The sequence below is a fragment of the Neoalteromonas flava genome (assembly GCF_002807685.1).
Classification (GTDB): Bacteria; Pseudomonadota; Gammaproteobacteria; order Enterobacterales; family Alteromonadaceae; genus Alteromonas_E; species Alteromonas_E flava.
The window spans coordinates 226276-247547 of record NZ_PEAX01000004.1; the positions used below are offsets into that span (position 1 = coordinate 226276).

Consider the following 21272-nt stretch of genomic DNA (forward strand, 5'->3'; position numbering starts at 1 on the left):
AATAGTGACTTTCAACTGTTATGAAACTCTTGGTCTGAATAGTTAAATCTTGGCGTTTCCCTCGCCACAAGACTTACATTGATATACAAGTTAAAAACCACTCACGAAGTGGCATCAAGATTGGGCGCAAAGCCTGCGAAAAATTCATTCTTATACTAATATAACGATGTATCGCCTTATTAATTTTAAGCCAAGCAGATAGGTATGCATATTCATTACTCTCTAAAAAGGATCCATCGACTAAACGTGAATGACGCTTGTAAAAGCTTTTGATGACAGGAGCGTCAAGCCCTAGGTTTATGTGGCCTGTTATAGAATATTGAAAGGTAAGCCGGTTGCAAAACCTTGTCTGTTCTGGGAGGTTGATCCTCAGGTCTCTCATAGCTGTTAAAAAGAGGCCCAACTCTCTTGAGATATCACATGTCCTAGTGGAGCTAGGCAAAAGTGTTTAGTTTAAACATGTCATGTTTGACGTATTTTTTGGATGAATGTTAAATGAATCAAGTTTTGTTTGACTTCGATATCAAAAACCTAAAACTGGTCGTATCAAAGAAGCGGGTTGTCATAGAAACATATCTGTTGAAGCTTAACAGACTCCTTCATGCGGACGTTTTATTTGTCGCCGAAACGAATCAGTCTTACAGCGAAGCCACCTCCCTTATTACTATCTCTGAACAAACCATAATTGATAATTTTTCATATTCGCTGGCAGATACACCTTGTGCGACTCTCTTTGAAACTGACATGTGCGTTTACCCAAGCGGCGTTGCGGAAGCCTTTCCAAAAAATTTTCTGCTAGATGAGATGGGCATTGTCGCGTATTTGGGACTTCCAATTGTCGCTACTGAAGGGAGGCCTGTCGGGATTCTTGTGGCCTTGTTTAAAAGAGAATTGGAAAGCGTGGAGCTCATACAGCATTCTTTTGAGATGTTTGCCGGCCATCTGAGCACTCTGCTGCAGGAGACTTTCATCAATGAAAAAATGCTAAGGCAAAATCAGGTTCTAGAAGAGGTTAGCCGTTCAGCCAGAATTGGTAGCTGGCAGTTAGATATTGATGAAATGACCATGCACTGGTCTGATCAGCTATGTGAGCTTTTTGAGGTGGGACATCAGTTCAGATCAATTCATATCGATTCTATGTTGGATTTAGTTAATCCGCAGGATAAATCTAAAGCTCGGCTATTCTTCGAATCCGCACGTCTTAATCAAAAGAACAAAAGTATTAGTTTTCAATTGTTGCATTCCAGTGGTCAATACAGAACAGTGGTTTGTAGTGTTATTGAATACTTAGAACAACACAAAATATCTGGGTTGCTACAGGATATTTCCGAGAAAAAATACGTTTATGATCAATTGGCCACGCAGCAAAAAGAGTTGCTCGCCCAAGAGAAAATGATGCAGGACATCATGAATTGCTCACCTGCAGTAATTTACGTTAAGGCTGTCAATGGAAAATACCTTTACATAAACGATCAATACTTAAGAATTTTTGGTCTCGTACGCGAGGATATTATTGGTAAAAGCGATTTGGATATTTTTCCGGAAGCGACCGCACAAGAGTTAATGTTGAACGACCGCAATGTTATTGCATCCAAATCTCATATTGTGCTTGAGGAGCAAATACCACAGCCGGATGGGGTTAAGTTATACATCTCTGAAAAGTTTCCGTTAGTGGACAGTAACGGTGATGTGTATGCGCTTTGCGGTATTTCGACGGATGTCACAGACCGAAGCAATCAGGAAATGCACTTGAGGCAAGCACAAAAAATGGAAGCGATCGGTCAATTGGCTGGAGGCATTGCACACGATTTTAATAACCACTTGGCCAGTATCATGGGGTATGCCGAGCTTGCATTGGCTGGCGATAACCCTCAAAAAAACAAAAAGTATATCAAGAACATTTTGCTTTCCGCTGAAAACTCGAGTGAGCTAACCAAAAAGCTTCTTACCTTTTCTAGAAAAGAAAACGTTCAGAAAGAAGTCCTGAATCTTCACCAGTTGATTAGAGATACTAGCGAACTGTTATCTCACACTTTGGAAAAACGTATAGAGATCAAAACGGACCTCAGCGCTAGCAATGCTTTCATCGAGGGAAATAAATCGGTCTTCCAAAACGTTTTAATCAATCTTGGGTTGAACGCTCGTGATGCGATGCCATCGGGAGGGGTAATAAATATAAGGACCGCCAATGTTAACCGGGCTTCTGTGCCTTACATCGATGTCAACGCGAGCGATGATCCAAACAGCTTTGTGTGCCTGGATTTTGAAGACACTGGCATCGGTATGACGGAAGCAACTCTCGCTAAAGTTTTCGACCCCTTTTTTACGACCAAGGAGCAAGGAAAGGGAACTGGCATGGGGTTGGCCTCAGCCTATGGCACAATAAAAGATATGGGGGGAACCATAGAGGTCGAGAGCTCTGTCGATATTGGGACGACGTTCAAATTATACATTCCCACAACCCTATCAGTACCTGTATGTGATAGAGGAGCTCATGCAGCTGAAACGGGTAATCAGGTAACAATGCGTACTATTTTGCTGGTGGATGATGAACCGTCCATAAGAGACCTTTGCCAGGAGTTTTTTGATTCTTTGGGCTACCATTCCATGTTTGCTTGCGATGGCTCCCAGGCTGTTGAACTATATACGAAGCACTGGGCTGAGATCGATTTGGTGATTTTGGATATGCTCATGCCCAAAATGACAGGGGAAGAAACCTTTCATAAATTGAAAAGCATCAACCCTGATGTCAAGGTTGTGATTGCTTCGGGATACACTGCGAACATCTCTACCAAAGATCTCATGTTGGCAGGTGTTTTCAGTTTCCTAGATAAACCCTATAAACTTTCTGATTTACAATACTGTATCGAACAGGCATGTAATTCTTAGTCGTCTCTAATGAGAGCTAGTACTCAGGCGATAAGCTGATTGGTAAATACCGACTAATGGGAAAGTCTTTCATGCTATTGCCCAGTTGAGCTTTCAATAATATCAAGAAGAGCCCCCGAAAAAATTGAAGCCCCACGAAAACAGCCATGAGAACGCGTTGACTGCAAAAGAAATACGAGTTCAATGGCTACCCGCTGAAAATGCTCCACGCGTTTATTCCCGATAAAAAATCATTGATGTAACACGACTGGGAGACGAAATATAAGAAGAATAAACTTCATAGATGAACTTGCTTACAAGACAACTTACAGCCCGTCATCCTCGCGAAGGCGAGGATCTCCAGAAGACAACAAGCAGACTTTCGAACTTTGGTTTAGTTGCTAAAGGTTTAGGTTAAAAAGCAGTCATTTCACATTCAAAAACATCATTATTTGCTTGGAATTAGCGATAATGGAAGCATCTAACGCATGAATATCATTCGATGACTGCTCGATAAAAATATTTTTAAACCACAAACACAACTCGTCAACAAGCTCTCGCAATGATTGCAGTACTATTTCACTGATGGTTTTACTTTCAGCCTCATCAAATGCTACTGAAAGCTCACTGATTGCATCTGAGACTTCTGTGAATTCAATTAGAAAACTTATATGCCTAGAAAACTCACTGACAAGACTTGTCATTCTATTGCATTCGTCCAAATTATCTAGACTTTCAATGTGCATAATAATAAGAGCCTGTAATTCACACAGAATATCATCGATTGCTCTTAATTCATCCTCTTCAATTAAAGCGTTTTCAATGAAAGTTTGAGCATTAATTGCTTCTTTTTGAATGATGGGGATACTTGATTCTTCATGAGCATCGAAATCGAAAAACAAGCCATCCGCAACTTCATGAGCAGACTTATCAGGTGATGCATGTTTATCGCTAGATTTCAGCGCGTTTAATTCTCTTTTAAGAGCTTTATTTTCTTTTGTTAGTTTATTTAGAAGATTCCATGCTCCACTCAGGTCGCGTTGCACTGACAAGAACCCTAACACGATTCCATCATCATCTTTAAAGGGAGTAATATTCCAACGTACAGGATAGGCCTCGTTGTTTTTCCTGTAATTAAATGAGACTCCTGAAAAGCCATTACCTTTTAATAAGCTCTCCTCTAATAACCGAAGCGTTCTTTGATTACTTCTTTCTCCTTGTAGGATGGAGGGGGACTTGCCCAGAAGCTCACTTGGCGAATATCCTGTAATTTGACAAAAAGCAATATTCACATAAATTATCTTGTAGTAGCCATCTGTTTTATTGTCGGTAGCAATTACTGGCAATAAATATTCATCAAAAACCTGACTTGCGAAATGAATAAGTTGCTTGAGCGACGTCACATCAAATTCTCTAATCATTTAATAGTAGTAATGTAAACTCTAATTTCAGCAATTCAAGCAATAAATCCGATGCTTAGGTGTAATATAGAGCGTCTCTTAGCTGTACATTTTTATTGTTATCAGTGAGTTTTCATCAATCAAAGACTATATAAATCCATAAAATATTCATAGTTAATGTAAGTGTTTCGTATATACAGGAGAGCATTAAACGTGATTTCTTTTCGTGAACGGCAGTCGAGCAGCCGCTTTTTGAACCTCACCTTTTCGCTTATTTCTGATCATGAGATTCACTTATGCCAATGTCCGCAATACGTACTCAGCAGATCCTGATTTTCATCAGGATGACAGGCTGACAAAAGTACACAGCAGATCCTGATTTCTATCAGGATGACGGACTGAAGGACGTAAATAGAAGACCAAATGTTTGGTCGGGCTCTCTTATTATTTTGTCAGAAGCCACTCCAAGCGAGAAACTATTGGAGTGGCTATAACGTTCTTATTCTTGACGCCTTATTTATCTGCGCGACTCTGGAATTTGCGCTCTTCGGTATTAATTTTCACCTTCTCACCGGTCGAGATATATTCAGGCACTTGCACTACTAATCCAGTAGATAGGGTCGCAGGTTTTGTACGAGATGTGGCAGAAGCACCTTTTATCGAAGGGTCAGTTTCAACTACTTCCAGCTCTACACTCATGGGTAAATCCAAAGCGACGGGCTGATCAGAAACTACTAACACCTGCATTCCCTCAGTGCCCTCATTAAAGAACAACGCTTCATCAGCGAGAGTGTCTTTGTGCAAATGATATGGCGTATAGTCTTCGTTATCTAAGAACACATACTCATCACCATCCATGTAAGAGAACATAACCGGGCGACGGGTTAAATCGGCCATCTCTAACATATCGGAGTCTTTAAACGTCTCGTCAAACTTAGCGCCGCTCACCACATCATACATACGCATACGATAGATGCTGCCCCCAGCTCTGCCCTGCGGCACGGAGCGTTCGATGTCTCTAACGATACAAGTCTTACCGTTAAATACTATGGTGTTGTTCTTTTTAATCTCACTTGCCTTAGGCATTTTTCGTTCCTGTTGTTCTGGCTCTGATGCCATTTCAAAAGGAGCTATTTTGTCTCAGATGCACGGATAATAAAAGAGCAACCTATTGACTGCCCGCTCAACTAAGATCTTACGTTTTCTGCGAAACGGCATACACATGTTTTGGTTCTGCATGCTCAATAGATAGGCTAATAATTCCTCATACGGGCAATCTTTCAGTAAAACAGTGTTGAAATTCAACTAAAAACAGAATCGCTTTTAGTTGGACGGTTTATTGATCAGCGCCCAAACTCAAACAAATGTCTTTTATGTTCCTTTTGTTATGTTGCCGAGCACGCGATTTTTATTAGCTGTTGGTATTGAATACAAATACTCGTTTTAGTTAAACGGGTCACTCCATTTCTCTTCTTCTGCAATACTGTCGTCGGTCAGTGTTTTAAGAAAAGCCACTAATGCAGATTTTTCCTCTGCAGTAAAATTGAGACGCACTGGATCGCCGTTGGCGTCGGTCAAGGCGGGTGAAAGTGTTGGATGTGACTGAATGCCGCTGTTGTAGTGCTCTACCACCTCTTCGAGAGTGCCAAACCGACCATCATGCATGTAGGGGGCGGTGAGCTCGATATTTCTTAGCGTTGTGGTTTTAAAGCGTCCCTCAAAAATTGGGTTGTTGAACACCGCACCGGCACCTTCATCAGTGGTTGCAATATCGAGCCCATTGTTTTGTGGCCCAGGGTTTGCGCTAACGAATGCCTCGGTGGTATGACACCCAAAGCATGCGCCTCCGCCATTTGGAATCGTTCTAAAGAACAAATTTTTGCCTAAGTTTTCTTCAGCTGTGAAATTGACGAAGTTGTCGCCTGGCGCATTGGCCAAAGCTCTGCCCTCATCATACCTGCTCGAGTAACTCACAATGCTGCGCACGAATTGTGCTAGCGCTTGCGATATTCTCGTGCTGCTTACATCGCTTGAGCCAAAGGCATTGGTAAAGAGTTCGGGATAGTATTCCTGCGCTTCTACGACTGCGACCAGTTGGTCTAGAGTCATGCCCATTTCGGTAGGATCTTGAAAGGGCATGAGTACCTGCTCTTCTAAGGTTGCGGCGCGTTCGTCCCAGAAGAATCGGCCACGTTGATAATAGCGCGCATTAATTAACGTCATTGAGTGACGTGCAGTGGTGCCCCCTTCGAACCCAAGACTAAACGTCGCATCATCTGAAAACCCTAACTCCTGAATGTGGCAGGATGCACAAGCGACAGAGCCGTTCGCACTGAGTTTTTTATCGTAAAACAGTACGCGCCCAAGTGTAGCTCCATCGTTGGTAACGGGATTGTTTGCAGGAGTATTGTCTAAACCATTAACGGCGGTGGGTAACGGTTGACCCGGCACGTTCATCGTAAAGTGAGCAGGCAAATTTAGCGAGGAGTAATCGAATGGGTTGCTTGGTAAATTTAATTCACTGACCGGCTCTGGAGTGACTTGAACAGGTTCACTTTGCGGCGCAGTGACTAACGCGCTCTCGCTCTCGCTGCCGCTACCATCACAAGCAACCAAACTTATGGTTGCCACTATCGCTAAAAAATAATTCTGCCCGTATTGCATGCGTTTATACCACCACTGCTTGTGTTCAATTCTGGCTGCACATCGTGCCGTTCACTGAATGTGCCTTATGGGGATGAAGTGTAACCACTGGGATGTAAAGTAACGTCGGGCTAGTGTAAAGATTGTGTAAAGTCAGTCATTTACTATTGCTGCTCAGGGACTATCTGCGGCGCTACAAACAAAGCCTTTAGTGGCCACAATATATTTACAAATCGCGATTTCGGCGTATGGTATTTGCGCATAATAATCTCGTTAAAGGATTAACCCTTGAAACACCTAACCTCGTTGTCTTTATTTTCGGTTGTATTACTCGCACTTGCTGCTTGTAGTAAAGCCCCTGAGCCTGTGACTCAAACTGAGAGTGCAGATGCGTCTGCGCAGCCAAGTTTTGAAATTCCCTATGAAAAGTTTGTGTTAGAGAACGGGCTCGAAGTAGTCATGCACCGCGATACTTCAGACCCCGTAGTTGCGGTTTCGTTGACGGTGCATGTGGGTAGTTCACGGGAGGTTGAAAATCGTACGGGATTTGCCCATCTGTTTGAGCATCTGTTGTTTCTTGAGTCCGAAAACTTAGGTAAAGGCGGGCTAGACCAAATGAGTGCGAGAATTGGAGGTTCGGGTGCCAATGGTTCAACAAGTCGAGATTGGACTAACTATTTTCAAACCGTGCCCAAAGATGCTTTAGAGAAAATGATATGGGCAGAAGCGGATAAGCTCGGATGGTTCATCAATACTGTAACTGAGCCGGTGTTGGCCAAAGAAAAGCAAGTAGTTAAAAACGAGAAGCGCTTGCGTGTTGATAACCAGCCCTACGGGCATACTTCTTATGTTATCGATAAACTCTTGTATCCTAGCGAACACCCCTACAGTTGGCAGGTGATCGGCTCACTTGAAGACCTACAGGCAGCAACGTTGGATGACGTTAAAGCCTTCTTCAATCAATGGTACGTGCCCAACAATTCAACGCTAGTCATTGCCGGTGACTTTGAGTTTGACCAAGCCAAAGCATGGGTACACAAGTATTTTGACGAAATCCCACGCGGTCAAACCATTGAGCAGCGCGATGCAATTCCGGTTACGTTAACTGAATCCAAGCGTGCTTATCATGAAGATAATTTTGCTAACTTACCGGTCTTAACCAAAGTGTGGCCGACGGTTGAGGCGTATCACCCCGACGAGTACGCACTAACGATGCTTGCCACATACTTAGCCGACGGGAAGCAAGCGCCGCTCTACCAGCTATTGGTTGATGAACTCAAGTTAACGGCGAATGTGCAAATGCGCCAGCGCGGCTCTGAGTTAGCGGGGCAAATGTACCTCACCGTGCGCGCATTCGAGAATACGCCATTAGATAAAGTTGACGCCGCGCTCACTGAAGCCTTCAAACGGTTTGAAGAAAACGGCATCTCAGAAGCCGATTTAGCGCGCATTAAAGCGGGGCAGGAAACGCGTTTTTATCAACAGTTAAGCAGTGTTTTAGGTAAAAGCATTAGTTTGGCGCAATACAATATTTTAGCTGATGATCCGAGTTATGCCGAGCAAGTGATCGCGCAAATTATGGGAGTTACAACAGCAGATATTGAGCGCGTGTACCAAACATACATTAAAGATAAGTCGTTTGTAGCGACCAGTTTCGTTCCGAAAGGGCAGCGAGAGCTCGCCCTAACTGGCTCCAGTCAAGCCGATGTGGTAGAGGAGCAAATTATCGCTGGCGCAGAAGAAACTTTTGATGCCAGTGTGCAGGCCGAGTATGAGCCAACGCCGTCAAGCTTTGATCGCAGTCAAGAGCCCGCTTATGGTGAAAGTTATGTGATTGAGCCGCCGCAAATTTGGCAGAGCCAATTGTCCAATCAGTTAGCTGTTATCGGTATTGACAACGCAGAAGTTCCGTTAGTAAATGCTCACTTAACTATGACTGGCGGTAAGTTGCTAGATCCTGACACAAAGCCGGGGGTTGCTAGTCTGCTTGCAGGCATGCTTACGCGTGGCACAAAAACACTCACAGCCGCCGAGTTTGAAGCGCAAGTGGAGCAACTTGGCTCAACGGTAACAGCAACTGTTAACGGCAGTAAAACTGATATTTATGTTAGTGCTTTAGCGCGCAACTTTGCTCCCACGCTTGAGTTAGTCAGTGATATGCTACTCAATCCGCGTTGGGATGCTGCTGAGTTTGCTCTGCTTAAGCAGCGCACACTGGATAGCTTGCAACAGCAAGAAGCCAACCCGAATGCGATTGCAGCTAACCAGTTTAACCAGTTGCTGTATCCAGACGATAAACGCGGGATTAACTCGCAGGGTACAATGGCCGCGGTAACAGATATAACAATTGCAGACTTGCAAGCCTACTACGAAGCCTACTATTCACCCTCTGTAGCGACATTAATGATCGTCGGAGATGTTGCGCAATCAACAGCGGTTGAAACCGCTCAGAAGACTTTGCAACGTTGGGAGCATAAGCCAGTCACGTTACCAACCTATGAATTACCTGCGTCTCCGCAAACGGCACGCGCTTACTTTTATGACGTGCCGGATGCTAAGCAGTCAGTCTTAATCATTGGCAGTCCAGCGCTCAAAGCCACAGACGATGACTATTATCTGGCGAGTATCATGAACTATAAATTAGGTGGCGGCAGCTTTGCGTCACGTTTAACCCAAGAGCTGCGAGAAGGCAAAGGCTACACGTACGGGATATTTTCTCAGTTCGATGGTGATCAGTTTAGCGGTGAGTTTTCTATCAATAGCAGTGTGCGCACTAACGCAACGCTCGAGTCGATGGCGTTAATTCGGCAAATCATGGCTGATTATCCAACAACATTTACTGCAGAAGACTTAGCAACCACGCAAAGTTTTATGTTACGCAGTCAATCAAGAGCATTTGAAACTGCGCGGTCTAAATTGAGCATGCTACTGAACATCAGCCAGTACAATTACCCGCTTGATTATGTGCAAAAGCGCCAAGCAGCGATAGAAAATACTACTGTTGAGGATATCAGCGCACTGGCGAATCAATATGCCGATCCGAACCGAATGTTCTGGTTAGTGGTTGGTGATGCGAAAACCCAATTACCAAGGCTGACCGATTTTGTGCAAAGCGCGCCAGTATTGCTTAATAATCAAGGGCAAACAGTAATCGATTAGGGTGATTGAATAAAACTAGCACTTTTAACTTAACTTTGGTGTAATTGAATCAACTAACGCAACAATAACCACAATAATGCGAATTGGTTGGCGACAATATATTCGATCTAAACTGCAGCGAAAGTCCGCTTTTGCTGCCGTCGGAATTTCGTTGTCCGAAGACACCGCATGTTTTTCAGCATTAAAAGCCACTGCTGATGGTTTTGAAGTCAAGCTCTACCATGAAACGCCGATAGGTAAGTGGCAAGAAGCACTTAATCGCTGGGCGACTGAGAACAGTGTTGGCGCTGCTCGGTGCGCGGTTTCAGTGTCTGCCCACCTTTATGAAATTTTTCAATTAGAAAAGCCCAACGTGCCTGAAGACGAATTACGCCAGGCGTTAACCTGGTCAGTCAAAGAACTGACGAAAGACAGTTTTAAAGCGCCGGTATTTGATTACTTTGATTCACCTGCAAAATCGGCAGGAAATCAACAGGTTAATGTGGCTGTGATTGAGCATCAGCATGTTGAATCGATCATCGGTGCAACGGTAAATGCAGGTTTAACATTAGAGTCGATATCGGTTGAAGAGTTATCAATTTGTAACCTGGTTACTGTTAGTGATGAACCTGTGTTGACTTTGTTGCAAAAAGCCGGCGAGGAAATTCATCTTTCGATTGTTAAGCAAGGCCAATTGTTCTTCTCTCGTAGCCTCAAAGGGTTTGAAAACCTAGGTAGCTTTTCGGTTGATGAGCTGCAAATGGGCGTAATGGATTCACTTACAGTCCAAATTCAGCGTTCAATGGATTACTTTGAAAGCCAGCTGAGACAAGCACCGGTACGCAAGGTGTTATTCAATATCGAAGCCGCTAACAGTCAGGCTATTGGCGCTCAAATTGCAGAGATATTGCGCGTCGATGCGCAGCCATTTGATATGCCTGCAGGCCTCGCTAATGCAACTGAGCAAACGCTGACTTACCAGTGTGTAGGCTGCGCATTAGCATTGCTGCATTTGCCACGCGCACAGAGTGAGCGAGCCGCATGAAGAATCGCGTAAATCTGTACCTTGATGAATATCGGCCAACTCTCGACCTGCTGAGTTTAGGTACGTTGATCACTGTATTTACTTGTTTATTCTTACTCGTGATTGCCGCCCGTATTGGATTATCATTCGCTGGTAGTAAAGAAGCTAACAAGCTTGAGCGTTTGTCGGCAGAAGTCACGCGCAGTAATAGCTTGGCGAAAGAGCTGACTAACGCGTTACAGGAACGCAAAGAAGATCCTCAGTTGTTGGCGATTTTCGCAGGATTGCAAACGTCTTTAGATTCCAAAGAGCGCCTCAAACAAGCGCTTAGTGAACGGGAAGTGATGAAATCAGCCGGGTTTTCTGCACTATTACACGAGCTTTCTCAGTATCATCATCAAGAACTTTGGCTTACTCGGATCAATGTATCAGGCAACAATATGGTGCTTGATGGGCAGGCGCTGACGCCAACTGCTTTGCCGCAATGGCTAGGTAAGCTCGGGCAAGGTGATTATTTTTCTGGTAAAGAGTTTGACCAAGCACAACTCTTGCGCGAAGAGCGTGGTTTGCTATTTAGTCTTTCTGCCGAGCGTGAAGCATTGCAACTGCATGGCGGTGCCGGAGGGCAGCAATAATGTTTGAGCAGCTCGAAACGCGCTATAACGAATTATCCAGTCGTGAAAAGAATTTAGTTTTGTTGACCGGTATTGTGCTGATCTTGTTTGTTGGTTTTACTTTCGTAGTCGAGCCGCAATACATCAAAAATCAGCAGGTTAAAAAGCAGATAGCCACTTCACAAATCGAGCTGTCCAGTGCACAACAGCAAATCTCATTGCTGCAAGAAGCGTTAACCGAAGATCCAAACACAGAATTACAGCAGCGAATAAGCAGTCTAGAGCAGCGGATTGGCGCACTTGATAACGCGTTTGCTACACAAATGCGGGAGTTGGTGCAACCACAGCAAATGCCGATGGTCATCGAACAGATGTTGACCGAAGCCAGACAATTGCAGCTGTTGGAACTAACTTCCATTAAACCGATAAACGTATTTGCGGATAGCGTTGAAAATGCTGACCTGCGCTTGTATCAGCATGGCGTGAAGTTTGTGTTCGCTGGGCAATATCAAGAGGTGGTGGCGTACTTAGAAGCGGTAGAGACAATGCCCTGGAAAGTATATTGGCATGAATTGGACTATCAAGTTGGGGATTATCCTAATGCGCAAGTAACGCTGGAAATATTCACTTTGAGTACCAGCTCAGCCTTCATTGGAGTGCAGTAACATGCGCGCATTGCTTGGCTTCTATTTTTTCAGTGCGCTGCTCGTTGCGCAGACGGCACCAACAGCGGATCCAACCAAACCCGCTAATTTGATGTTGCCTACCGCAGAACTCGGCGCGCCGACTGACGAGAGTGGTTTGCGGGTAACGGCTATAATGCAAAAAGCTGAAACCTTTTTTGCGATTGTTAATGGTAAAGTGATGCGGGTCGGTGACGAAGGCTTTGGGGCAACGGTAAAGTCGATTGATAAAGATAGTGTTGTATTAGAAATTGTAACCAATGGCATAATGGAAGAGCGCCGTTTACGAGTGGTCTCAGCGGAAAATTTAAAGAAAAATGCGACAGAGAACTTCTAAAATCATGCAAATTATTATTCGAAAGACGCGCGGTGATTTTGCCTTGCTAATGGTGCTCCCAATGTTCCTATTTGGGTGTCAAAGTGCACCACCTAGTCATGTGGAGACTTCTCTCCAGCAGCAGTTGGAGCAACAAGTAGCGAACGAGCGTTTAGCTGAAACCGAGCGGCGCAAACAGCTGAACACTCTGCCTCCAGCAGTTAGTGCTGCGTTACAAACTGTGCCAGGACAAGAGCAATCCGGTTTATTTAGCAGTGAAAAATACGATATCAATGCACAGGGCGTAGAGGCGGCAGCATTTTTTTCCGGGCTGGTCACAGATACTCCGTTCAGTGTCGCGATTCATCCAGAGGTTAGCGGGAGCATTTCACTGAATTTGAAGCAGGTCTCGTTGGAGCAAGTATTCGATTTAGTCGGTGAGCTGTATGGTTTTGACATTAACCGACAAGGATCCATTTACCGTGTCCGCCCGGCAGGCATGCGTACTGAAACGTTTAGTATCAACTATTTGTTAATGCAGCGTGATGGGGCGACACAAACCAGCATTATTTCTGGTGGAGTTTCACAGGCGCAAGGCAACAATAGCAGTAACGGCAACAGCAACTTTAATAACTTTAGTGGTAATTCGCAGAACAGTAATAACTTGGGCTCGGGATTAAACAACAATACCAACGGCACGGTTATCAGCACCCGCACTGAAACTAATTTCTGGGAAGATCTGGCTACCAGTCTGCAGACTATGATTGGCAATGAAGGCGGGCGCACAGTATTTGTTACCCCACAAGCCGGATTAGTGACAGTTCGCGCTATGCCTGATGAACTTAAAGCTGTGCGCGAGTACCTGCAAGTGTCAGAAACCAATTTACAACGCCAGGTTGTGCTAGAAGCTCGGATCTTGGAAGTGTCGCTAAATGACGAGTATCAACAGGGAATTAACTGGAATCAGGTGTTGGCGCATGCCGGCAGTACCGATTTTCAGTTTTCGACATCAGCGGGCACGATTGGCAATGAAATATCAGCAGCCTTGGGCGGCATCACCAGTTTATCGTTCCTGAATCAGGATTTTTCCGGTGTACTTAACCTGTTATCTACACAAGGTAATGTGCAGGTACTTTCGAGCCCACGTGTAACCGCAACGAATAATCAAAAGGCAGTCATTAAAGTCGGAGATGATGAATATTTCGTGACGGATGTGTCGAGCCAAAACACGATTACTTCAACCACTACATCAGTGGTTCCCGACATTGAGCTAACTCCTTTCTTCTCAGGCATTGCGTTGGATGTAACGCCGCAGATCGATGATAAAGGCAGTGTTTTATTGCACATCCATCCGTCAGTGATTGAAACTCAAGAGCAAGAAAAAGTAGTCACCTTGAATCAAGAGCAAATCGTGTTGCCGTTAGCACAGAGCACGATCCGTGAGTCTGATACCATTATTCGGGCAAATTCTGGCGAAATTGTCGTGATTGGTGGTTTGATGCAATCGAGTATTACTGAAGTGAACTCGAAAACACCCTTGTTAGGCGATATTCCGTTGCTAGGTAATTTGTTCAAGAACCGTCAGGATAAAGAAGTTAAGAGTGAGCTGATCATTCTACTTAAACCCACAGTGGTTGGCGTTGGCACTTGGTCCGAACAACTGCAAATGAGCCAAGAACAAATGGCTGATTGGTTGTACGTGGATTAAACATGTATTTGTATCACTTTGGGATAAAAGAACTGCCGTTTACGCTAACGCCGAATACGCAGTACTTTTTTGGATTACCTAGCCATCAAGAGGCGCTTCAGGTGTTAACCACTGCGCTAAAAACGGGTGAGGGTTTCATCAAAGTGACCGGCGAGGTGGGTACTGGGAAAACCTTAATTTGCCGCAAATTGCTCAATGAAATGCCCGATCATTTCGTCTCTGCTTATATTCCTAATCCCATGTTATCGCCAGCCGAGTTGCGCAGAGCGGTAGCCGCTGAGCTTGGCGTTACCTTGGCGGACAACTCTGATCAACAAGACTTTACCCAACGGATCCAAGAGCGACTGATAGAGATCCATCAGCAAAATCGCAGTGCCGTGTTGATTATCGATGAAGCACAAGCGTTACCCATGGAGTCTATTGAAGCACTGCGTTTGATGACTAACCTTGAAACTGAGTCGCGCAAATTGCTGCAGGTTATTTTGTTTGGCCAACCTGAATTAGATGAAAAGCTATCATTGCCTGAGTTACGCCAGTTAAAACAGCGTATCACCTTTGCTTACACCCTACGTTTAATGGATGCTGATCAGGTTTATCAGTATGTAAAGCATCGGATGCGGGTAGCTGGGCATTCCGGCGCTGAGGTCTTTGACCGTCGCTGTGCCGAGTGGTTGTTTAAAACCAGTAAGGGCACGCCGCGTATTGTCAATGTTGTGTGTCATAAAGCGTTGATGTTGGCCTATGGGCAAGGTCGCCATAAAATCGAAATTGCTGACCTAAAAGCTGCAATTAAAGACACCGAGGCCGCGCATCCGGTGTCGCAGTCCTATTGGCTGATCTGGACGTTAGCGTTATTGGCGTGTTTTGCTTTTACTTTGTTGGTGTATTTCGCGCCATGGAGTAGGCAATGAGTGTTGTGAATCAAATGCTGAAAGACTTAGAGCAGCGCAATGCAGACGAGCAGTCTCAATCTGCTGTATATCAGGCGCCAGAAAAAAAGGGGGCGAATGGTAAGTTGCTCATTCTGATAGCGGCCTTGTTATGCGTGGTTATTCTGCTTATGGCGGCAATGTGGTTAGGTAAAACGTCAGATACGCCTGCAACTGTAGTGGACGCGTCAGAAACAATCGAGCCAAGGAATGTACAGAATAATGCTGCTGATAGCGTTTCTGGGGTATCCAAAGCAGTAATGGAGCAGCCAACTGCACTAGCGGCTAAGGAGCAATCGCTTACGTTGCAGGAGGAAAGTGCCACGGCAAATACTCAGGCTCAAAACGCGGCTATGCGCACTGAGAATCAGCCAGAAAGGGAGCTTCAAACAGCTAACGCTACAGTCTCACCAGTACCAACTACCAGAGCTTCAGCAGCTAGTACTACTGAGCAAACCCTCAGGTTGCCGCAAGAAGAAGATGATATCGCCGCGGCAGAAGCGCTAGTTGATAAGAGCAGTAGCACTAGTCAGATGCTGGATGCTGCACAGAGTGCACCAGTATTTAAAAAGTCCTCTAACTCCCAATCATCAGACTTAAGCCTGCGTGACAGAGCGCTGGCTGCGGTGCGCGCGGGGCAAGACGAGCAAGCAATAACGCTGCTACAACAGTTAATTGCGGTTGAGCCAGAAAACATTGCTGCACGCAAAAAATTGGCGGCGATTCATTATGCGCGTAACGAATTAGTCAATGCCCAAGTGGTGCTTGAGCGGGGCATTCAAGGGTTTCCCGAGGATGCAGGTATGCGCCTCATGTTAGCCCGTTTGCTGGAACAGCAACAGCAAATTGAACTGGCATTTAGCGTCGTCAACCCAGAGCAGCCGTTAAATGAGCTAAGCACTGAATTTCTCGGTTATCGTGCTGCTTTAGCAGATCAACTGCAAAACGTAACAACAGCATACAATGATTACCAACTACTCACTCAACGCGAACCTACACAAGCGCGTTGGTGGTTGGGGCTGGCTATCGCGAGCGAACGTCAAGGTGGTGTAGAACAGGCGCTTGTTGCTTATCGACAAGCTTTGGCTTTGCGGCAACTAGGGCCGGATGTGGTGCGCTTTGTGCAGCAACGTATGGCAATTCTGGTGGAGCCATCATGAATCAACCAAAGCGTATTCGTCTCGGTGACTTGCTGGTTCAAAATGAGCTTATCAGTGAAGAGCAGCTGATGCAGGCGCTGGCAGAACAGCGCAAAACTGGGCGTAAGCTCGGGGCAACACTGATCGAAATGCAGTTGGTTAGCGAACTGCAACTATTACAATTGCTGTCTGAGCACTTAAAAGTGCCGTTAATCGACATTGACCAATTTAAAGTGTCACCAGAGGCGGTGCGCTTACTACCTGAGATGCAAGCACGTCGGTATCGGGCTTTAGTGCTAGAAGATAGTGGCGATAGCTTATTGGTAGCGATGAGCGATCCCGCTGATTTGGCGGCTATCGATAGTCTATCTGACCTGTTGCCAAAGCCGATAAAGGTCGCAGTGGTTAGTGAAGGGCAATTGTTCGGCGCATACGATAACTTTTATCGCAAAACCGAAGAAATTGCCTCCTTTGCGCAAGAGTTAGCCGAAGAATATCAAACTGAAGATGAGTTTGATTTGGCGGCTGATTTGGATGACGGTAGCGATACAGCAGTTGCCAAATTACTTCAGTCAATTTTTGAAGATGCGGTGCAAGCTAAAGCATCCGATATCCATATCGAACCTGATGAACAGCAATTACGTATCCGTCAACGGATTGATGGCGTATTGCAAGAAACCGTTATTAAAGAGCGTAACATTGCAGCCGCATTGGTTCTACGTTTGAAGCTGATGGCCGGTTTGGATATTTCTGAAAAACGACTACCTCAAGACGGCCGCACGCAAGTGCGAGTCAAAGGGCACCGCGTCGATGTGCGTTTATCTACCATGCCGATCCAAGCTGGAGAATCGGTGGTAATGCGTCTACTCGATCAGTCTGCGGGTGTGCTAACCCTAGACCAAACCGGGATGCCGAATAATTTACTTGCGCGTTTCAGAACCTTGCTCAAACGGCCACATGGAATGGTGTTGGTTACCGGACCAACCGGATCAGGTAAAACCACCACGTTATATGGTGCCTTGAGTGAACTCAACCAGGCAGCCAAGAAGATTATTACCGTAGAAGACCCGGTGGAATATCGCCTGCCGCGGATCAATCAGGTACAAGTTAACAATAAGATTGACCTGACTTTCAGCAGCATTCTTAGAACGACCTTGCGGCAAGACCCTGACATTATCATGGTGGGCGAGATGCGTGACCATGAAACCGTCGAGATTGGTTTGCGTGGTGCACTAACAGGTCACCTTGTATTATCTACCCTGCACACCAATGACGCGATCAGTAGCGCGATTCGTTTGATTGATATGGGGGCGCCTGGCTATTTGGTTGCTACTTCTTTGCGGGCGATTATTGCGCAGCGCTTGGTGCGTCGGATATGTGATAATTGCGCGGTGGATTACACTCCGAATGACGACGAAGTCTTTTGGCTAAGCCACATCGATGAAACCGCGAGCAGCGTAACTTTCAAGCGTGGTATGGGTTGTCAAAAGTGTAATCAAACCGGCTATCGCGGCCGGGTGGGCGTGTTCGAACTGTTGGAAATGAACGAACAGATGATGACTGCACTTAAAGTGAACGACACTGAAGCCTTTAGCCAAGCTGCACTAGAAAGCAAGGGGTATCGACCGTTATCGCATACAGCATTGACGTACGCGAAAATGGGTGTAACCACTGTCGAAGAAGTCTTGAAGTTAGTTGAAATGGTCGCCGAACGAGAGGTTGATTATAGCGGTGATGATACCGAGCATTTACAACAGCTGGAAACACCCGATGAGGTTAAACCTTCTACATTAGCTCAGAAAACTGAAAATAAGTCAGCCGGTTCAGGCGGCTTGAGTCTGGAGGATCTGCCAGATGGCTAAGTTCAGTTATACCGGTCGACAAAGTGATGGAGAGCTAACCCGCGGAGTGATTGATGCTGTCGATGAAGCGACGGCAGCTAAAATGCTGAGTTCGCGTGCCATTATTCCTATCGAGATCAGCGCAGGAGCCAACGCATCGAGCCAGCAACCTGAAAAAGTGTCGATTTTGACCCCGCCGGTACGGTTGGATGATTTGGTTATTTTTGCCCGCCAAATGTATTCATTAACCCGCGCGGGGATACCCATTCTGCGTTCAGTGGCAGGTTTGGCGGATACCACTACGTCATTACGCATGCGCATTGCGCTAACCGACGTCATCGAACAACTGGAGCGCGGGCGTAATTTATCCTCTGCGCTCAACCAGCATAGCAGCGTTTTTCCACAGTTATTTGTCAGCGTTGTTCACGTGGGTGAAAACACTGGTCAATTGGATTTAGCGTTTATGCAATTGGCTGAATATCTTGAGCGCGAACAAGAGACTCGAAAGCAGATTAAATCGGCTACACGCTACCCCATGTTTGTAGTAATTGCCTTAGTTATCGCTTTAGTGATCATGAATATTTGGGTGATCCCGATATTCGCTGGAATGTTCAGTAAGTTTAATGCCGAATTGCCATTAATGACGCGCTTTTTGATGGGCATGTCTGACTTTTTCCTCACCCAATGGCATTACATGTTGCTGAGTATTTGCGCGTTGGTATTCAGTGTACACCAGTATGTCAAAACAGCAGTGGGTCGTTTGAAATGGGACAGTCTTAAATTAAAGCTACCGATTGTGGGCAGTATTATTGAGCGTTCATTATTAGGCCGCTTCGCGAGGAGCTTTGCAATGATGCTAAAAGCCGGTGTACCGTTAACCAGCGCGCTCAATCTAGTCGCCGATGCAGTGAGTAATGCATACATGGCCAACAAGATAATCGAAATGCGAAGAGCCATTGAGCGCGGTGAGAACCTTACCCGGGTAGCCAATGCTAGCGGTTTATTCACGCCTCTGGTGATGCAAATGATCAGTGTGGGCGAAGAGACGGGCCGAGTGGATGAGCTATTGGGTGAGACGGCGAGTTATTATGAGCGAGAAGTGGATTACGACTTAAAAAGCCTAACGTCGAAAATTGAACCTATTTTGATCGTTATCGTGGCAGGTATGGTGCTAGTGCTGGCATTGGGTATTTTTACCCCAATGTGGGACATGATGGGTGCTATCAAAGGAGGCGGCTGATGAAAAATCGTGACGCGGCTAATGAAGATACCCAAGGTTTATACCGTAACATTGTCATAGCAATGGGTTTCTTAGCCATGATGGCTGGCACGATTGTTTATTTGAATGAAAGCGAGCCAGACATGCATGCCGAAATGATGGATACGCTTTCGCGCCAATTTAGTAGCAGTGTCATAAACTCGCACTGGCAGTGGCAGGCGGAAGGGAGACCGCGCATGATCATGCTGGTCCATTATGATCGCAGCGGCAAGGAAACCGGGCGCCGCCCATTGCGCATGTCGACTAAGGGGTGGCCTTATGTTGACGGTACAGGTGAAAGCTGCGAACGGGTTTGGGAAGGTGTATTGGATATGCCAACGCGAGTGGATAGCTTTCGTGTGATACCTGAATACTTTGATGATGGCGTCTCTGATACAGGTGAGCCTTTGCAGTGGTGTCGCTTCAGGCTATCCACAGGGCCTTATTTTGACTATTATGTGAATAACGGTAGAGTGATAACAGATGATTAACAGGGTTATAGAACGGAATATGCAACATCCGCAGAAGGGCTTTACCTTAATAGAACTAGTGATTGTTGTGGTAATGCTTGGACTCTTAGCTGCAGTGGCAATACCGCGTTTTCTAGACGTGACTAAAGAAGCGGAAGATGCAACGGTAGAAGGCGTTGCCGGTGGTTTTGCGACCGCTGTTGGTCTGGTGCGCGCGCAATGGGAACTTGAGGCGCGCCCACAAGATAATGATGGGGTGAACCAAACGTTCGTCACTATTGATGGGATCCGCGTAGGTATTGATAAAGATACTGGCTATCCTACCGGGCAATTGAACAACGATAGTAGTTCAGAGGATGATGCATTATCGACTCTCGATTGCGAGAGTGTTTTTAATCTGATCATGCAAAGTGCGCCGACTATATCGTCAAATTGGGCGCAGCGGCCGTTTGATGATTTTCGCTACTTTACAAATTTAAGCGAGGGTACGGGTTCAGGTAACAATGATGTGTGTTACTACTATCTTACGCAGACGATTAAGAACCGTACACAAGAGCCAACTGACAATACCGTTGGTAATGGTTTTATCTACGACCCGCGCATCGGGCAGGTTATCGTGTTTAGCAATAACAATACGAATCAAGGTACTAACTAGGACGTTGGTACCCCACTTTACGGATAATAATAATTTTAAAACAAGCTTTTACCTTTGAGGAAAGAAACATGCAACAACGTGGTTTTACATTAATAGAGTTGATCATTGTCATTGTTATTTTGGGTATCTTAGCCGTTACCGCTGCACCGCGTTTTATCGATTTGCAAGGTGATGCGCGTGCATCTACGTTGCAAGGCGTTAAAGCTGCCTTACAAGGTGGTTCACAGCTGGTTTATGCTAAAGCCGCAATTGCCGGTTTGCAGTCAAATGCGTCCGCGGGTGATGCCACCAGCCAAGTTAGTATTAACGGAGCGACGATTGAGACTGATTTTGGTTATCCCGCCGCTGATGCAGCGTTAACGATTGCCAATGTGGGTGCTTGGGCGACTTTGGACGATAACGAGTGGACGTTAACTAACAGTGGTGATGCAAACGTAAATGTTGGTACCTTTGTGATCACCCCAGAAGGTACGGCTGCATCACTCAATGCAGCGGATCAGTGTCAAGTGGTCTACACTGAAGCTGCTAATGCAAATGCGGCTCCTTCGGTTACCGTGCAGGATGGTGGCTGCTAATTAAGCGTAAT

17 protein-coding genes are annotated in these 21272 nt (G+C 45.6%); 14 read left to right on the forward strand and 3 right to left on the reverse strand.

The window, feature by feature from the left end; translation table 11 throughout:
* The first annotated feature begins 495 nt into the window (after window positions 1–495).
* Window positions 496–2889 (forward strand): response regulator, encoded by a 2394-nt coding sequence (locus CSH92_RS11115; RefSeq protein ID WP_100657708.1) that lies wholly within the window; start codon window positions 496–498, stop codon window positions 2887–2889.
* 404 nt (window positions 2890–3293) lie between these two features.
* Here the strand turns inward: CSH92_RS11115 and CSH92_RS11120 are convergent, their stop codons facing one another.
* From CSH92_RS11120 to CSH92_RS11130, 3 genes are all read right to left on the reverse strand, one after another.
* Window positions 3294–4271, reverse strand: a complete 978-nt coding sequence (locus CSH92_RS11120; RefSeq protein WP_164084723.1) for a PAS domain-containing protein — start codon at window positions 4269–4271, stop codon at window positions 3294–3296.
* A 510-nt stretch (window positions 4272–4781) separates the two neighbouring features.
* Entirely contained in the window at window positions 4782–5354 is a 573-nt protein-coding gene (gene efpL, locus CSH92_RS11125; protein ID WP_100657871.1) for an elongation factor P-like protein EfpL, read from the reverse strand.
* Between the two features lie 357 nt (window positions 5355–5711).
* Window positions 5712–6932, reverse strand: coding sequence for a cytochrome-c peroxidase (locus CSH92_RS11130; protein ID WP_100657710.1), 1221 nt, complete (start codon window positions 6930–6932; stop codon window positions 5712–5714).
* Between the two features lie 267 nt (window positions 6933–7199).
* On the opposite strand from CSH92_RS11130, the gene CSH92_RS11135 reads away from it, so the two are divergent.
* The 13 genes from CSH92_RS11135 (at window position 7200) to CSH92_RS11195 (ending at window position 21261) form a co-directional block, all read left to right on the forward strand.
* Complete coding sequence (locus tag CSH92_RS11135; protein WP_205662166.1) at window positions 7200–10070, forward strand: M16 family metallopeptidase; 2871 nt, start codon at window positions 7200–7202, stop codon at window positions 10068–10070.
* Window positions 10071–10221: 151 nt separating this feature from the next.
* Complete coding sequence (locus tag CSH92_RS11140; protein WP_124916948.1) at window positions 10222–11094, forward strand: MSHA biogenesis protein MshI; 873 nt, start codon at window positions 10222–10224, stop codon at window positions 11092–11094.
* On the forward strand, window positions 11091–11708 hold the full coding sequence (locus CSH92_RS11145; RefSeq protein ID WP_100657712.1) for a PilN domain-containing protein: 618 nt from the start codon (window positions 11091–11093) through the stop codon (window positions 11706–11708). Before CSH92_RS11140 ends, CSH92_RS11145 begins: the two co-directional genes overlap by 4 nt.
* Window positions 11708–12352 carry a type II secretion system protein GspM gene (gene gspM, locus CSH92_RS11150; protein WP_100657713.1) on the forward strand — a complete coding sequence of 215 codons (645 nt, stop codon included), beginning with the start codon at window positions 11708–11710 and terminating at the stop codon, window positions 12350–12352. The genes CSH92_RS11145 and gspM overlap by 1 nt, the downstream gene beginning before the upstream one ends.
* A 1-nt stretch (window position 12353) precedes the next feature.
* Window positions 12354–12707, forward strand: coding sequence for a hypothetical protein (locus CSH92_RS11155; RefSeq protein ID WP_100657714.1), 354 nt, complete (start codon window positions 12354–12356; stop codon window positions 12705–12707).
* A gap of 4 nt (window positions 12708–12711) precedes the next feature.
* Entirely contained in the window at window positions 12712–14394 is a 1683-nt protein-coding gene (gene mshL, locus CSH92_RS11160; protein WP_240612794.1) for a pilus (MSHA type) biogenesis protein MshL, read from the forward strand.
* A 2-nt stretch (window positions 14395–14396) separates the two neighbouring features.
* Complete coding sequence (locus tag CSH92_RS11165; protein WP_100657715.1) at window positions 14397–15305, forward strand: ExeA family protein; 909 nt, start codon at window positions 14397–14399, stop codon at window positions 15303–15305.
* Window positions 15302–16483 carry a hypothetical protein gene (locus CSH92_RS11170; RefSeq protein ID WP_100657716.1) on the forward strand — a complete coding sequence of 394 codons (1182 nt, stop codon included), beginning with the start codon at window positions 15302–15304 and terminating at the stop codon, window positions 16481–16483. The genes CSH92_RS11165 and CSH92_RS11170 overlap by 4 nt, the downstream gene beginning before the upstream one ends.
* Entirely contained in the window at window positions 16480–18324 is a 1845-nt protein-coding gene (locus CSH92_RS11175; RefSeq protein WP_100657717.1) for a GspE/PulE family protein, read from the forward strand. The genes CSH92_RS11170 and CSH92_RS11175 overlap by 4 nt, the downstream gene beginning before the upstream one ends.
* Complete coding sequence (locus tag CSH92_RS11180) at window positions 18317–19543, forward strand: type II secretion system F family protein (RefSeq protein WP_100657718.1); 1227 nt, start codon at window positions 18317–18319, stop codon at window positions 19541–19543. The genes CSH92_RS11175 and CSH92_RS11180 overlap by 8 nt, the downstream gene beginning before the upstream one ends.
* Window positions 19543–20052, forward strand: a complete 510-nt coding sequence (locus CSH92_RS11185) for a hypothetical protein (protein WP_100657719.1) — start codon at window positions 19543–19545, stop codon at window positions 20050–20052. The genes CSH92_RS11180 and CSH92_RS11185 overlap by 1 nt, the downstream gene beginning before the upstream one ends.
* Window positions 20053–20071: 19 nt before the next feature.
* On the forward strand, window positions 20072–20686 hold the full coding sequence (locus tag CSH92_RS11190; RefSeq protein ID WP_240612795.1) for a pilin: 615 nt from the start codon (window positions 20072–20074) through the stop codon (window positions 20684–20686).
* Between the two features lie 68 nt (window positions 20687–20754).
* The gene (locus tag CSH92_RS11195) at window positions 20755–21261 is read left to right on the forward strand and encodes a prepilin-type N-terminal cleavage/methylation domain-containing protein (RefSeq protein ID WP_100657721.1); all 507 of its coding nucleotides are present in this window, start codon (window positions 20755–20757) and stop codon (window positions 21259–21261) included.
* Window positions 21262–21272 lie beyond the last annotated feature (11 nt).